Origin of the sequence: Paenibacillus wenxiniae (assembly GCF_039822605.1) — a bacterium.
In the GTDB taxonomy this organism is placed as follows: domain Bacteria; phylum Bacillota; class Bacilli; order Paenibacillales; family Paenibacillaceae; genus Saccharibacillus; species Saccharibacillus wenxiniae.
Map to the genome: position 1 here is coordinate 336,478 of NZ_JBCGUH010000001.1, position 16,124 is coordinate 352,601.

12 protein-coding genes are annotated in these 16,124 nt (G+C 48.9%); all 12 read right to left on the minus strand.

Annotation, left to right across the window (positions count from 1 at the left end):
- Positions 1 to 162: 162 nt before the first annotated feature.
- Positions 163 to 681 carry a (2Fe-2S)-binding protein gene (locus AAHF22_RS01460; RefSeq protein WP_347323188.1) on the minus strand — a complete coding sequence of 173 codons (519 nt, stop codon included), beginning with the start codon at positions 679 to 681 and terminating at the stop codon, positions 163 to 165.
- Positions 678 to 3,080 (minus strand): xanthine dehydrogenase subunit D, encoded by a 2,403-nt coding sequence (gene pucD, locus AAHF22_RS01465; RefSeq protein ID WP_347323189.1) that lies wholly within the window; start codon positions 3,078 to 3,080, stop codon positions 678 to 680. Before pucD ends, AAHF22_RS01460 begins: the two co-directional genes overlap by 4 nt.
- A gap of 6 nt (positions 3,081 to 3,086) precedes the next feature.
- Positions 3,087 to 4,109 (minus strand): FAD binding domain-containing protein, encoded by a 1,023-nt coding sequence (locus AAHF22_RS01470; protein ID WP_347323190.1) that lies wholly within the window; start codon positions 4,107 to 4,109, stop codon positions 3,087 to 3,089.
- Positions 4,110 to 4,975: 866 nt separating this feature from the next.
- The gene (locus AAHF22_RS01475; RefSeq protein ID WP_347323191.1) at positions 4,976 to 5,740 is read right to left on the minus strand and encodes a nucleotidyltransferase family protein; all 765 of its coding nucleotides are present in this window, start codon (positions 5,738 to 5,740) and stop codon (positions 4,976 to 4,978) included.
- The gene (locus AAHF22_RS01480; RefSeq protein WP_347323192.1) at positions 5,706 to 6,815 is read right to left on the minus strand and encodes an XdhC family protein; all 1,110 of its coding nucleotides are present in this window, start codon (positions 6,813 to 6,815) and stop codon (positions 5,706 to 5,708) included. The genes AAHF22_RS01475 and AAHF22_RS01480 overlap by 35 nt, the downstream gene beginning before the upstream one ends.
- 860 nt (positions 6,816 to 7,675) lie before the next feature.
- Positions 7,676 to 9,001: a 5'-deoxyadenosine deaminase gene (locus tag AAHF22_RS01485; protein ID WP_347323193.1), complete on the minus strand. Its 1,326-nt coding sequence runs from the start codon at positions 8,999 to 9,001 to the stop codon at positions 7,676 to 7,678.
- A 335-nt stretch (positions 9,002 to 9,336) separates the two neighbouring features.
- Positions 9,337 to 10,926 (minus strand): gamma-glutamyltransferase, encoded by a 1,590-nt coding sequence (gene ggt, locus AAHF22_RS01490; protein WP_371834006.1) that lies wholly within the window; start codon positions 10,924 to 10,926, stop codon positions 9,337 to 9,339.
- Positions 10,926 to 12,164 carry a pyridoxal-phosphate-dependent aminotransferase family protein gene (locus tag AAHF22_RS01495; protein ID WP_347323195.1) on the minus strand — a complete coding sequence of 413 codons (1,239 nt, stop codon included), beginning with the start codon at positions 12,162 to 12,164 and terminating at the stop codon, positions 10,926 to 10,928. Before AAHF22_RS01495 ends, ggt begins: the two co-directional genes overlap by 1 nt.
- 10 nt (positions 12,165 to 12,174) lie before the next feature.
- Positions 12,175 to 13,434, minus strand: coding sequence for a M20 family metallo-hydrolase (locus AAHF22_RS01500; protein ID WP_347323196.1), 1,260 nt, complete (start codon positions 13,432 to 13,434; stop codon positions 12,175 to 12,177).
- Positions 13,427 to 14,818 (minus strand): allantoinase AllB, encoded by a 1,392-nt coding sequence (gene allB / locus AAHF22_RS01505; protein WP_347323197.1) that lies wholly within the window; start codon positions 14,816 to 14,818, stop codon positions 13,427 to 13,429. Before allB ends, AAHF22_RS01500 begins: the two co-directional genes overlap by 8 nt.
- A 144-nt stretch (positions 14,819 to 14,962) precedes the next feature.
- Complete coding sequence (gene uraH, locus AAHF22_RS01510) at positions 14,963 to 15,313, minus strand: hydroxyisourate hydrolase (RefSeq protein WP_347323198.1); 351 nt, start codon at positions 15,311 to 15,313, stop codon at positions 14,963 to 14,965.
- A complete protein-coding gene (gene uraD / locus AAHF22_RS01515) occupies positions 15,310 to 15,825 on the minus strand; it encodes a 2-oxo-4-hydroxy-4-carboxy-5-ureidoimidazoline decarboxylase (protein ID WP_347323199.1) in 516 nt (171 codons plus the stop codon). The genes uraH and uraD overlap by 4 nt, the downstream gene beginning before the upstream one ends.
- Positions 15,826 to 16,124: the final 299 nt, after the last annotated feature.

Below are 16,124 nucleotides of genomic sequence, written 5' to 3' on the forward strand. Positions count from 1 at the left end.
AGTTATACTATTTTGCTAGTGCCTATTTTATAGTCAATCTAGTCAATCGTAAACCGATCTACCTTTTATCTGATTTACATACCTAGTCTTTTCTAAGGATAGATGGAATACGAAAAGCTATATCATCTCCTATTCACCTGAACATAGTTAACGATGACACACTTACAATCGCTCCACTACAGGCGGCACTTCAGTCTGCGCCTTACATTTGACTACGGCGCTTTCCACTGCACGCATAATGCCGCCATAGCCGGTACAACGGCATAGATTACCGCAGAGCGCTTCTTTGATCGTCTGTTCATCCGGTTGCTCGTTACGATCCAATAGCGCTTTAGTCGAAATGATCATCCCTGGTGTGCAATATCCGCATTGAAAACCGCCTTCTTCCAGAAAAGCCTCCTGAATCGGATGCAGCTCTGCTGGCGTATCGCCTTGCAAGCCTTCAATGGTCGTAATCTGCTTGCCCTGACACTGATACGCCATCGTTAGGCAGGAATTGACTGGCTCGCCATCCACGAGCACCATGCAGGCACCACAGCGTCCGATCTCACAGGATACCTTCGTTCCAGTTAGTTCAAGATCAGTACGCAGCACATCGAGCAAACGGCGGGACGGCTCCACTTCCAGTTCGCGTTGTTTTCCATTAATGGTAGCGTTCCAATTCATGCTTGCTCTATTCATCGCGGACTCACTCCTTCCTGCTGTCCTACACCGAGTGGCTGAATTAATCGTTCACGCGCAACCGGCAAATGATTCACCCATACGCCAGAGGCCTGACGAATCGCTGCCGTGATCGCAGGCGCGAGAGCAACTGAACCAATCTCCCCAATCCCACGCGGACCAAAAGGATCGTTTTCCGGCAGGTCTTCAATCACTTCCACTTCCAGCGAGCGATGCATATCCTGAATCGTCGGGATGATATACGTATCCATATTTTTCGTCATATAATGACCGTCATCCATCACCGAATCTTCGGTTAATGTAAAGCCGAGCGCCATCACACTTCCGCCCTCGATCTGCCCGATAAAGCCCATCGGGTTAATAACCGGCCCTGCCGCCACCGTATGATACGTATCCAGCAAACGTACATTACCTGTTAATGTATTCACTTCCACCTCTGCTGCTACAGCTGCATACGTGTATAAGAAATGACCACCCATCACTTCATCCGGTGTCGTTGGATATTGGAAATGAGTATCAAACACAAGTTGTTCCAGTACCGATTGCTGCGCCAGCTCCGAGTAGGAAATGACAAGTTCATCTGTTGCGTTATTGCCTGCCTTCGCATAGACCGAGCTTTGCTCAGTAACATTCTCCATATCTAACTTACGCCGAATGCCGCCGATCCCTGTCGTTAGCTCCTGCGCTGGAATTCCACTCAGTCGTTCTGCCTCTTGCAAAATAGCTTCCAAAAACGGTACCTTCAACCGCTGTAATGCCATCCATGCCATCGTCGTTGAACGCGAAGCCGTACTGGAACCGCTATGAGGTACACGATCAGTGTCACCGATAATGATACTAATATCGCTCGGATCGCAATGGAACAGATCAATTAGCATTATCTCCATCGTTGCAATCAAGCCCTGTCCAAATTCTTCATAGCTAAAAGCTACTTCGATCTGTCCTGCTTCATTCAGTGATAGACGTCCACCTGCTGGATCTTCAATACCGTAACCTAGCCCGGCACCATGCATGGCAAGCGCTGCGCCAATGCCACGTTTGATCCACGGCGGTTGCGACTGTCCGTGTCCTTCTCTATCTATATCTGTATCGACTATAAATGTTCCTGCTGCCATCCCCGCATCCAGCCGCGACTGTCTGCGTTGCCAGATGGTGGAATGCTCCAGTGCCTCCATCACCTGATACAGTCCATTGGTGCGCCAGATTTCCTGCTGAAGCGGCCCGGGATCATGTGGCTGTCGGCGATTGAGCATCCGGAATTCCCACGGGTCCATGCCGATCGTTTCCGCTAATCGATCCATTTGCCCTTCCATCGCAAAAATCGCCTGATTACCGCCAAAACCGCGAAATTCACCGGATACGCCATTGTTCGTATATACCGATATGCCTTCTATGTCCACATGGGCAATACGATAAGGTCCCATCGCATGCTCGGTCGCAAAATTCAGTACAGGTGCCCCCAGCGTTGCATAAGCACCTGTATCGGCGACGATACGTACCCGATGTGCGAGCAGGCGCCCATTGGTATCGATGCCCGTTTCCATTTCAATTGTCATCGGATGTCGCTTCAATCCAGCGCGTACCGATTCTTTGCGTGAATTGTGCAGCTTGACCGGACGACCTGTTTTCAATGCCAGCAGCGAGCCATACGGCTGAACATTCAGCTCATCTTTACCACCAAAAGAGCCGCCAATCGGACTGGAAACGACCCGAATCCGTTCTTCCTCCCAGCCGAGAATACGAGCAATCTGCATCCGATCTTTGTAGCCATGCTGTGTTGGAGCATAGACCGTTAAGCGACCATCCTCTTCCGGTACAAACAAGCCGCCTTCCGTTTCCATATAAGCGTGCATTTGACGCGGCGTCCGATACGTCTCGCGCACAATATGAGCACATTCGGCAAACGCTTCATCTGCATGGCCTTGCTTCACTGAAGTGCGATGCAGTACATTGCCTTCGGGATGAAGCTGTGGCGCATCCTCTTCCAGCGCTCGCAGCGGATCGGTGATCGTTTCTAACACCTCATATTCCACACGAATGAGCGATAATGCATATTCTGCTAGCTCTGGCGTCTCTGCCGCTACAGCAGCAATCGCGTCGCCAATATAGCGTACTCTGTCCTCGCATAATGCAGGCTGATCCGGCGTGGCGATACCAAAGCGATTTAAACCGGGCACATCCAGATGCGTGATGACCGCCACTACGCCTGTACACGCTTCGGCTGCCGAGGCATCGAGTGAGACGATGCGTGCATGCGGATGAATGCTACGCAACACGCGTGCGTATAGCATGCCTTCCGCTGTCATATCGGTCAAATAACGCAGCTCACCGGTTACCTTCTCCTTGCCATCCCGACGCTTGCGCCAGCGTTCTCCACTATTTTCACGATTAAGCAGCATCAACGATCATCTCCCTTCCTCCATATCCCGAATACTTTCCCACAATCCTGCCGCTAACAAATTGCCGGCACTTTGCTGACGATAAGGCGCTTCAGCGAATGGATCGCTATAACTACTAAATTCCTGTGCGGCTACACGGGCTAGCTCTGGCAGCCAGGTTGCATCATACATGCGTCCTTCTAGCATCAGCTCACATTGCAGCAAACGCATCGCCAGCCCAGAGCCGCCACCCGCCGCTACGCGTACACGCGTTAACTCACCGCTTTCGCTAATCCAGCAGCGCATCGCCACGGTCACTAATGATGGGGTAAATGCTTCACGCCGACCGAGTTTACGGAAAAAGCAAAGCTCACGCCAGCGTTCTCCGTGCTCATCGATCCAAAAGGATACTGCATTTGCAGATAAATCTACAGGTGTAGACTCTACTGCAACGCTGGACTGTACTGGCAAATGCCCGCTGATAACAGGTCCTTTAGGAAAACGAATGCCTAACAGTACAGCATGCAAGCTGCGCCGTCCTATACGTACCTGTTCCATCCAATCAACCGCAGCCTGCTCATGATGCAAAGGAGTATGTTCCCCATCGATCCAGAGCAAGCTGGCATCATGGACTAACAAAGCAGGTAGCGCATCCCCCACCGCAGACGCTACATTGCCGCCGATCGTCGCCAGATTGCGCACTGCTGGTGCTGCAATATGTCGACACGCCATATATAAAGCATTGGCATATTGCTGCAAAGCCGCATGTTGACCGCATTGCTTTAATGTTGCCAGTGAGCCTACTTGAACATAATCCGTTTCATCAATAATCGAACGCATGCCTTCAATCGTGTCCAGACGGATCATATGAGCTGGTATTGCGGCGATTCCACCTTCCCACTGTGTGCGCAGCAAGGTTCCACCTGCAACCCAGACAGCGTTTGCGCCATGCTCCCTTTTCAAAGCCAATGCTTCTTCTGCATCTGCTGGTTCCCACACGACAGGCTGATCGATCGGCGGCATATCGTTATTGCTCAAATGTGGATTCATGATGCCACCCTCCGTTTCCAAAATGAATATTGAACCTATATTATAGAAATTTATATTTCACGTCAATTAAATTAACTTCATTTTGTAGATAAAATGCGTATAAGGTTATTTTTTTGTTTTTTAAACTGAATATTGATATATTTCGTGTCTTATTAGTAGTATTTTATTACTTTATAGGCGATTTATTTATTCTGAATTATTTTATATGTAATATTATATAACATTAAATCAAGTTGATCATCTTATTTGTGTTGATAGATTTAATTTATTTATGTTACAGGTTTGAATGGTTTGTAAATTAAAGTTATACATGCATTCAGGCTGTTGCATGAAAGTAAGCTATTTAAGTTATTTATCAAAGTGATTTATTTATCGCTTAGCTACGTTATTCATACCGACATCTCACTATTTTGGATCCTATGCTCTAGCCCAGAATGAAGAAGTATAACGAAATAGGATACACAAATACCAGAATAGTTCTGTTAGCTATTCTGGTAATGCGCAATATTCGCTACGATATAATGTATTCGAAATTGAGTATATTAAAGTAGAGACGCTTATCTTGACTTGAACGAATTAAATATGGATTTTGATCATACACAGAAAGGATAAATTCATGGCGTGATGCAGGGGCAGGCATCATAACCTAGAGTAGGTTCAACTTTCAATTTAAACTGGTCAATGTACTTACAACGTACCCGGTAACTTTATACCTGTATATCTGTTTAATAATTGAAGGCTTGCTTTTCTTAATGCCGATTAATTCATCATCGCTATAATCACTACTATCGTTACTATGATCATATGATTATTGTGATCACTACCACTACTGCACTTTCAACGCCACTTTTATCCAGATTCGCCCCCTAATGTTTTCTTTCATGCTCTATTACTCGTTTGCTCATTTCTGTTATATACTGCTGAATCCGTTCCAAAGCTACCGGTGTATCTGCATCCCAGAAGCAATACTCTGGCAGCTGCACATACTCTCCATGCAGACTCGTATCCTGTAATAAACGACGTGCTCCCTGATCTCCAGAAAGCTGTTCCAAACGATCCCAGATGGATGCAGCAAACACAATTGGCGGCGCAGCTCCATCCTGTCCGGCGGCGGCTACGTAATGAAGCTCTGGATGCGTTAACATATGCGCTACCAGCTGCTGAACATGTGCAGGCTCTAGTAAAGGTTGATCTGCCAGCACGATCATCATCGCCTGCGCTTGCGAATTCTCGCGTACATATTGCACGCCACAACGGATCGAATACGACATGCCCAGCTCAGCATCCTTGCAAACTACAAGCTCCATACGCTCATGATGTAGCTGCTGAAGTTGTCGACACTGTGCTTTCCATGCCCGTGATGACTGCGGAGAATGCACGATGACGATCGATGACAACTCACTCACCTGTAGCAGCGTGGATAGTACGCGTCCGCCGACGGTAGGGTTGTTCATGTTCGCCACATCGGAAACAGGTGAACAGGAAGTGTGGTCTGCTAATGATCTCGTATTCGTATTGGTTTTACTTTTACTTTCACTTTTATCCCATACGGCATGTAGCCGCATAGACAGCTTATCCCTACCCATGCGACTACTTTTACCAGCGGCAAGTACCAGTGCGACGATGCCCATAACGGGTTACCTCCTGACTTTGCTGTTGTTTGCCGCGTTTGACTGCGATTAGCTCGGCGGCAATGCTAATCGCAATCTCGTCCGGACCGTCTGCACCAATCGACAATCCAACCGGTGAATGTAGATTTGGATAGTTGGGTAGTCCATCCAGCAATCTTCTCGTTCGCTCGGATGAACCCATAATGCCAAGATACGTATACGGACAATCCTGTAACCGTTCGATCCATTCTCGTTCACGCGGAAAATTATGACTCATCAGCAGTACATAATCACCTTGTCCCGGATGAATCTGCTCGTACAATTCCTCTGGAAATCCGGTCACACACTGTGCACCGGGAAATCGTTCGGTTGTACACAACGCGGTACGCCAGTCACCGATCACGACATCAAAGCCTGCGGCGCGTGCTAACGTATTGACCATTCGCGAATCATCACCTGCTCCAATCACGATCAGACGTGGCTTAGGACGATACGTCCGAATAAATACATACGGTTCTGCTAAATCAGGTTGCGTCTCTCCAGCAGGAAGTCGTGCAGTATCATGATGAGCTAGCATGAGTGTATGGAGGCTGTCCATGCTGTCTGTGTGATCAGTCGCCAGCACAGATGCAGCAGAATCTGCCATCATGTGGTGACCACTTACTAGACTATACTGGACACGCTCCCCTTCATTACGGAAACAACGCGTTAAGCGCACTACTTCACCATGACCTAGCTGTGTATAAATATTACTCATTAATGCAAGCAGCTCGCCGCGGATCGGCTCCAGCAAAATATGCAGCAAACCACCACAACCGATATTTTCACCCCAGGATAGATCATCCTTCGGACGCATATCATATTCCACGATACATACCCGTTCACTGGACCATGCCTGCTCAACACGGGCACATAGATCGTCTTCCAGACAGCCCGGGCTAATCGTGCCATAATGACGACCATCCTCTGTCAGAATCATGGAGACGCCTTCCTTACGGTATGCATGTCCTTCTACGTGGACAACCGTGGCAAGCACAGTACGGATATGATACTCGTCCTCTCGCAGTGCAGCTTCACATAGATCTTTCATATCCATGTCTCCAGACTCCTTTCATTTTGGGGGATGTGGGCGGATTTTATGCTGGTGGGTGGGGCACCACTGCGGGAAGGAATAAGGGGACGGACTCCGGTCTCGCACAGGAATCTACGGAGTAAGAGGGGATTGTAGATTCCCGTGTTCAAAGCAGTACGATATTTTGCTTCGCAAAAATCCTTTTTCATTACACCTCGTGTTAGGAAATCGCTAACACTAGAAGCAGTACGATATTTTGCTTCGCAAAAATCCTTTTTCATTGCACCCCGTGTTAGGAGATCGCTAACACTAGAAGCAGTACGATATTTTGCTTCGCAAAAATCCTTTTTCATTGAACCTCGTGTTAGGAGATCGCTAACACTAGAAGCAGTACGATATTTTGCTGCGCAAAAATCACTTTTTCATTGCACCCCGTGTTAGGAGATCACTAACACTAGAAGCAGTACGATATTTTGCTTCGCAAAAATCCTTTTTCATTGCACCCCGTGTTAGGAGATCGCTAACACTAGAAGTCATCCTTTCCCCTTATTTCCTTCCCGCAGTGAAGTGCTTGTGCAGCATGCGCATAAACATTCGCACATTGTTGAGGGGTTGCCGTTTTTGAAATTCATTATCAAAAGCGTAAAGTTATAGCACTTTTTTATAAGTTGTATGTGAGAACTTGTTAAAATGTCTCTTTCACTGTCTTTTCTTCTCTTTTCGTTTGTTTGATCTATTCCTGAACTACAGGCGTTTCCTGAATTCCTTTAATTCTATTCGTCCTCTTTATTACTTTGTTTACGTACCTACAATAAACAAATACTCATGCATAGTTCACAATATAAACTTGTCTTCACTCTTCCATTTCCTATTCACTTTCGCTCTTAACCGATTCTCGTCAGCAGGCGTTTGATCGACTTGTCGGATTCGTGCATGACGATGTGGCGGTCGATGGTGCGTACCTGGCGGTTTTCGAATACGATTTGGCCGTCGATGAGGACGGTGTCGACGTTGCTGCGGCCGGCGGAGTAGACGACGCGGGAGTAGACGTCTACGTCGTAGGATGGGAACGTATGGTAGTCGTTCAGGTCGAGCAGGACGAGGTCTGCTTTTTTGCCGACTTCGATGCTGCCGATTTCTTTGGACATCCCCAGCACTTCGGCGCCGCCCATCGTTGCCATACGCAGGACGGTGCGCGCATCCATCACGGTTGGACCGTGTGGGACTTTTTGCATTAAGGCGGTCAGACGCATTTCTTGAAACATATCGAGATTGTTATTGCACGGTGCTCCATCGGCGCCGATGCCAACGTGGATATGGCGATTCATCAGATCGGGAATCTCAGCAATTCCGGAGGATAGCTTCATATTGGAACCCGGACAATGGGTCACTTTGACACCGCGCTTGTGCAGGATTTGCTTTTCTTCTTCACTGAGCCAGACGCAGTGTGCCAGGATCAGACGCGGGTTGGCTAAACCGATATGATCGAGATATACAATATTGCGCATGCCGCGTTCCTGTTCGACGAGTGCGATTTCGCCACGATTTTCCGAGGCATGGGTATGCACTTTGACATGATAACGAGCGGACAGATCACGCACCTCGGTTAGTAGTTTTTCCGTACACGATACGACAAAACGAGGGCAAAATGCATACTGGATGCGTCCCCCACCAAAGCCATTCCATTTTTCCAGCAGATCGACGCTTTTTTGCAGGGATTCTTCGGTCTTTTCCTGTAGTGGTTCCGGCACATCATCACCGTGATCCATCATGACTTTGCCGGAAATGACGCGCAGACCGCTCTGTGCCATTGCCTGAAAAGCAGAATCCGTATGATGCACCGTCTCCATATCACAGATCGTTGTCGTACCACTGGAAATTAGCTCGCCGATACCAAGCAGTGCTGAATAATAAATCGATTCTTCATCATGTGCGGCTTCCAGCGGCCAGATTCGTTTGCGCAACCAATCCATCAACTCCATATCATCTGCGCGTCCACGGAAGATCGTTTGACAGAGATGAATATGTGTCTGGATAAAACCGGGCAGCAGCGTTTTGCCACGTGCGTCTATTTCACGATCGGCTACATCATCGAGCCGGGTGCCGATTTTGGTAATTTTGTTATTTTCGACGAGTACATCACCGATGAATACCTCTTCACTTGCGTTCATCGTAACAATCTGTGCCTGACGGATCAGTATGCTTCCCACTCTTGGTTCCCCCTCTAGTCTGCTTACAGCTACAATATGTCTCTTGATGCTATCGCTCTATTTATGAAGCAATCGATGAACATGTTGCAGTAAAGCCGGAGCGTTGAGAAAGTTTACACTGCATCTTCTACAGTGATAACATTTCTGCAAACGCGTCCGGCTTAATGCTGCTCGTTCTGTTGCTGGATCGTAGCTATATGCTGTATCCATTTCTACAACTACATTCACTGATCCCGATGATGCTTTGCATGCTTCTTATACTGTTAAGTCCTTTAATTCTTTTAAAGCATTTTTTCTTCATGATCTGTACGATCTGCCGCTAAACTAAATGAATTTTAAATGCCGATCGCCAGACCATCGCTACGCGGATCAGCAGCTCCGCTAAATGTTCCATCGTCAGCGATCAATATCCCCTGTGCTTCGCCCATTAATGCATCGTAATCACGCACCGCCTCTACGGTATGACCGTAAGCTTCCAGACGTGACGAGATATCTTCGTATGAACGATGCTCAATCTTCAGCGTATCGCTGACATCGCCCCATGTTCGCCCATACAACCAGCGTGGCAATGCAATCGCCTGCTGTACGTTCATTCCGTAATCGATCACACCGGTCAGAATGGATAGCTGGGTTTGCGGCTGTCCTTCGCCGCCCTGTGTACCAAGTAGCAAGTACGGCCGTCCATTTTTCAACACCATGCCTGGCATAAGCGTATGGAATGTGCGTTTACGCGGCTCCAATACATTCGGCTTACGATCATCAAGTGAGAAAAACGAACCGCGATTTTGTAAAATCACACCACAGCCATCCGGCACATACGCGGAGCCAAAGTCAAAATACAAGCTCTGAATAAACGAAACCGCATTGCCTTCATCATCTGTTACCGCTGCATATGCCGTATCCTGTCCCATCATGGCGGATAAATGCTCTGCTGCTTGCGGGCTAGATTGCAGCTCATGCCATAGTTCAGATGCATACGCTTTGGACAGCAAACGATCCAGCGGAATGTCGCGGAATGCCGGATCGGTCAAATAACGATCTCGATCACGAAATGCCTTTTTCACCGTCTCCGCCATTAGATGGTAAAACTCTGGTGAGAAGCGTGCAATCGCCGACACATCCGTATGCTCTAGCATATTAAGCATCATCAACAGTGAGAAACCCTGTGTATTCGGTGGTAATTGATACACGTCATGACCACGATAACTAGTCGATACAGGCTCTACCCACTCGCCACGATGAGCGGCAAAATCATCTGCCGTTAATGGACTGCCATCACGCTCGGTAGCGGCACCCATTCGTCGACTAAAAGCACCTTCGTAAAAGTAGCTTCTTCCTTCCGCCGACACACCGCGCAATACTTCGGCAAGCCGTGGCTGTACAACCAGCTCACCTTCTGACAGTGGTTGTCCATCACGCAGGAACGTTTCGCGCAGATACGTATCCTGGCGCAACCATTCCAGATCACGTACCGTCCAGCGTGCCAGACTGGGCGATGCTGGAAATCCTTCTTCCGCATACCGGATCGCCGGCAGCATCACTTGCTCCCATGCTAGCCTGCCATACTTTTTCCATACGGCTTCCCACGCATCAACCATGCCTGGCACCGTGACTGCTGCCAGTGGCCCGCGCTGAGGAATCGTTTCAAAGCCTTGTTTGGTATAAAAGGAAGCTGTCGCTCGCATGCCAGAGCGACCACTTCCGTTATAAGCATTCACCGTGCCTGTTTTACTATCATGAATAAGGAAAAAGGAGTCTCCACCGACACCTGTCATATGCGGATACACTACACCAAGCACCGCGCTAATCGCGACGGCAGCATCAATGGCGTTTCCGCCGGACTGCAATATGAATGCTCCGGTCTGGCTCGCCAGATAGTGAGGCGCAGCAACCATCCCTTTGCGCGATTGTGGCATAATGTTCATTAGCATATCACTTCCTCCTTGCCTGCATACACTGCTAGAGCAGCCTGTACACCTGCGCCAGCAGGCAATTTCACCCCATGATAAATCAATGTCGCTTCGAGCGCGCCAAGCACATGCAGTACATTTTTGCGACTGCTGCTGTAGCCCATGCTGCCAATACGCCAGATGCGTCCTTTTAGTGGGCCAAATGAGCTGGCAATTTCAATTCCAAAATCGTTCAACAGCATCGAACGTACACTTTCACCGTCCACACCAGGTGGAATCTCGATACACGTAACGACAGGCAAGCGATGCTGGTCACCGCCAAACAGCTCCAGTCCCATCGCCTTCACCCCTGCTACGATCGCAGCACCATTTTGACGATGACGCTCAAAGCGAACATCCAGCCCTTCCTGATGCAAAATGCGCAACCCTTCACGCAAACCATATAGCATCGAAGTCGCTTCAGTATGGTGATTCAATCGTGCCGGACTCCAGTAATCCTGTAGCTGCGCCAGATCAAAATAGTTACTGCTAATGCGGCGACTGTTGATCTCATCGCCCGGCATACGCAGTCCGCGCTCAATACTTTTACGTGCCAAAATTTTGCGTTCAATCCGCTCATTGTACGTAATCGGCGCCATACCTGACGGAACGGATAGACATTTCTGCGTACCGCCAATGACCGCATCGAGTTTCCAATCATCTACATACAGCGGTACACCACCAATGGTGGCGACTGCATCGACAACGAACAATACATCCTGCTCACGGCAAAAGTGACCAATCTCACGCAGCGGCTGCATACAACCTGTAGATGTCTCACCATGCACCATCGCGACAATGGCTGGACGGAAGTTCCGAATCGCTTCCTTTACCTGCTCCGGCTCGAACACGGTTCCCCACTCGGTTTCCAGCGTCATCACTTCGCCACCACAACGCTCTGCAATCTCGGTCAGCAAATGACCGAAGCGACCATAGATCGGCACAAGCACACGATCACCCGGCTCAATAATACTTACTAATACCGCCTCCAGACCGGAACGCGATGTACCGTCAATCGGATAGCACCACTGATTGTCGGTCACAAACAGGCCGCGCAGCATTTCCATCGTCTCGTTCATTAACTCGGTAAAAGCAGGATCGAACTGGCCCAGAATCGGATAGGATAATGCACGCAGCACACGCGGATCAACTTCAACCGGTCCAGGTGTCATAATCGTACGCGGCGGCGGGGAAAGCTCTTTATACTGTTTCATGGCGTTCACCTCAATAAGCAGTTTGATATAACCATTGTGTTAACACGCGGAAGCCCTGTATTAGCTCTTCGGGTGCCGTATATTCCATTGGATTATGACTGATACCATCACGACTTGGCACGAAGATCATCGCCGATGGACACATGATGCCGAAAACCTGAGCGTCATGTCCTGCTCCACTTGGCATCTGACGACTACGGATGCCATTTTGCTCACAAATCTGTTGCAATTCATCGATCATGTTTGCGTTCATCAATACCGGCTCAGCACGCAGATTTTCCTGCCAGAATAAAGTCATGCCTTCTCTAGCAGCCATCGCAGCCAGTTCGCTGCGAAGGCGCTCGGTATATTCATCCAATCGCTGACTGTCCAGATGGCGGATATCCAGCGTGAACATCGTTTCTCCGGCGATCACATTCGATACACCTGGAAATGGCTGAATATGACCAACTGTAGCGACAAGTGGATCACCTTCCGCCAGTGCAGTACGGCGCACAGTCGTGATCATCTCGGCGGCACAGGCAAGTGAATCACTGCGCCAGCTCATCGGTGTCGTGCCCGCATGATTGCTTTCTCCGGTAACTCGAACTTCAATGCGGCGCTGCCCGACAATGCCGGTTACGACACCGATCTGTTGCTCGCTACGCTCCAGCACACAGCCTTGCTCAATATGAAGCTCGATATACGCTCCAGGCTCTCGGCGACCGGATACATAGGGCGATGCTGCTCCAAATCCAGCTGCCTGTATCGCCTCTGCAAGCGTGATCCCGTTGCGATCCTGCACATGCGGCAGCTCCTGCACGGTATATTTTCCAGTTATATTGCCTGAACCCCAGTATGTGAGTGGAAAGCGGCTGCCTTCTTCCTCTGCCAGCGATAAAGCTTCCAGCGTGCGCTTCGGAGGGCCATACGCTTCTTTTAAATAAGCCAGTGCCAGTACAGCTGCTACGACACCATAGGCACCATCATATTTACCGCCCATAATGACCGTATCGATATGGGAGCCTGTAGCAATCGCTGGCAGCGACGGTTCTGTTCCTAACAATCTGCCAGTCAGATTCCCAGCCTGATCATAAAAGGCATCCAGTCCGTGCTCAGTCATATATTGCGCCAATGCAGACTGCGCGGCGACCCATTCTGGCGTATATAAAAGTCGACTGACACCGCCCTGCGGATCTGCTCCGTAACGAGCTAGCCAATCCAGCATCGGTTGCAGTCGTTCACAATATTGCTCCAATAGCGCTGCCGTCTGTGCTGTTGATTTAGCCATGAGTAACACCTCCCGACTGATACGCAACCCATTGTCCGATTCGCTCCGTAGCCAGACCTTGCTGCTCACTGTAAACGGTACGGCCACGCACCAGCGTTTCCACAATCGTCGATGAGAACGGATAGCCGATGTATGGACTTTGACGATGCTTATCTAATAAATCCGCTCGTTCCAGCATCTTGCCACGGCTCAGATCAACCAGTACCAGATCGGCATCCATCCCTTGCGCAATGCTTCCTTTCGCATGAGCTAATCCAAGTCGTTCGGCTGGACGCTTTGCCAGCATCGACATCAATGCAGGCAATGTTAAGCTGCGACGATGATAACCTTCTTCCAACATCAACAGCAATGTGCTCTGTGCACCTGAAATACCACCCCATGCTTTGAAAAAGTTATCCGTCTGCTTCATCTTCGGTGGGCACGGCGAATGATCGGAAGCTACGATATCGATCATGCCTTCCTGCATTGCCTGCCAGAGGCGATCCTGCTCTTCTGCCGAACGCAGCGGCGGCGCACACTTCGCCACCACACCTTTGTGAAGCAAATCCTGCTCGGTAAGTACGAGATAGTGCGGACACGTTTCCACCGTTACATCCTGTCCTTTTGCCTTCGCTGCTGCGATCAATTCCACCGCTTCACGACTGCTAATATGCACAAAATGCAATGCACAACCCGTCGCCTGACCTAGCTGCAACGCTTGTTCTACAGCGCTGGTCTCCGCTTCAATCGGACGAGAATGCGCATAATCCAGCTCTCCAACTCTGCCTTTTGCCTGCGCTTCAGCAGCGAGCGCGGCTACGATCTCCTCATCTTCAGCATGCAGGGCAAGCACATAACCGAGACGCGCAAGCTCTTTCATCCCTGCCAGCAGCGTTGTATGATCAGCCCTTGTGAAAATATCTTCACCATCACCACCCGGCTCCGACATAAATGCTTTGAATCCAGGTACGCCGCCCTCTGCCAATCCTTGCAAGCTATCTATATTGCCTTCTACCAATCCGCCCCACAGTGCATAATCAACATAGGAGTTGCCGTGGGCTGCTTGCTGCTTTAAATCGAGACGTTTCTTATTGGTCGTTGGCGGTACACCATTGAGCGGCATATCTACATACGTCGTAATGCCGCCTGCTGCCAGCGCAGCCGATCCAGTCTCAAACCCTTCCCATGAATCCAGACCCGGTTCATTAAAATGGACATGAATATCGACCGCGCCCGGCAACACATACAATCCGGTTGCATCAATTACTCGCAGCGCCTGCTGCCCTGTTAATGAGGGAGCGAGCTGTACAATTTTCCCACCGTGTATGCCGATATCCAGTGCTTCCACTCGATCCGGCAAAATTACCATTCCGCCTTGAATGATACAGTCCAGCGTCTGTGCCATAGCTGCTCCTCCTCTCGTGTTACTGCTTCTCTACTTGCTGTACACATCGAACATAGTATCAAACATCGTACAGTGATATGAAGATGATATTTTAACAAGGATTTAAGTGATACATTGAAGATGTTAACCTGTACGGAACTTCGTTCAGCTTCCCCGATACGTACTGTATCCGCCGGGCGATACCAGTAACGGAATATGATAATGGCGATCCGTATCCCCAATCTGGAAGCGTATCGGTACGATATCCCAGATTGAAGCTTCTGCTGCGGCAGTTGCCAGTGTGCGATGATAATCACCCACATGGAAACGAAGCTCATATACGCCTGCATTCATTTGCTCACCGCTCAGTAGCGGCGCGTCCACACGTCCATCATGATTCGTCACCGCTGTACCCATCTGCTTTCCTGTCGCCACCTCGTATAATTCAATCGCTACACCGACAGCCGGACAGCCCTGTCCAAGATCAAGCACATGCGTCGTCAGCTTGCCACTCATACACGCAGCCCCTCACGGTCGGCCCAATCCTGCATGCGTAAGCCAACAATGATATGTACCTGTGCAAGTGCCGTAGCAAATTCCTGTTCCTTTGGCTGTCCGTTGCGCTGTTCCATTATGTCGAGAATTTGCGCTGCATTTTTCCCTTTGACAGCGAGAATGAATGGAAACTGATACGTATTTGTATATTCGCGATTCAGACGCGATAGCTTCTCATACTGCTCTGGTGTCAAATGATCCAATCCAGCACCCGCCTGCTCTGATTGCGAATGTTCGGTCATTTGAATCCGTGCTCCTAGATCTGGATGCTGCCGCAATAATTCTAATTGCTTCTCCGCACCTGCTTCATCTACGGTAGCTTTCATTTTATCTAACACATCCTGTAAGCTAGTAAAAGGGGATTTTGCCCAAGCACCTTCTGCTACCCACGGTGAATGCTCATACAATCCACTGAACTGGATGATGAATTGTTCTTTTGTCCATGATTGCCACGGTTGTGATGTTAGTTCCACTATAATCGCCCCATCATTATTTTTATTTTTACCATTGTACGTCAGGTAAGTGAACATATCAATTAAAGCTTTATTTTTTTGTTATATAAAATAACATTGCAGATTGGTTTTGTGAATCGTGCCTTATGGAAATGGTGAGTGAGGTCAGGGCTGCAAATGAATGACTTCGAGCAAAGGGAGCCAGACACACTTTCCGCCTTTTATTCTCATCTTAAATTTCTCTTTATTCACTTTTTACTCTTTATTCACTCTGTTTGCTGTTTATTTATTGCCTCACCTGTTTGCTTCCCTATAAAAAA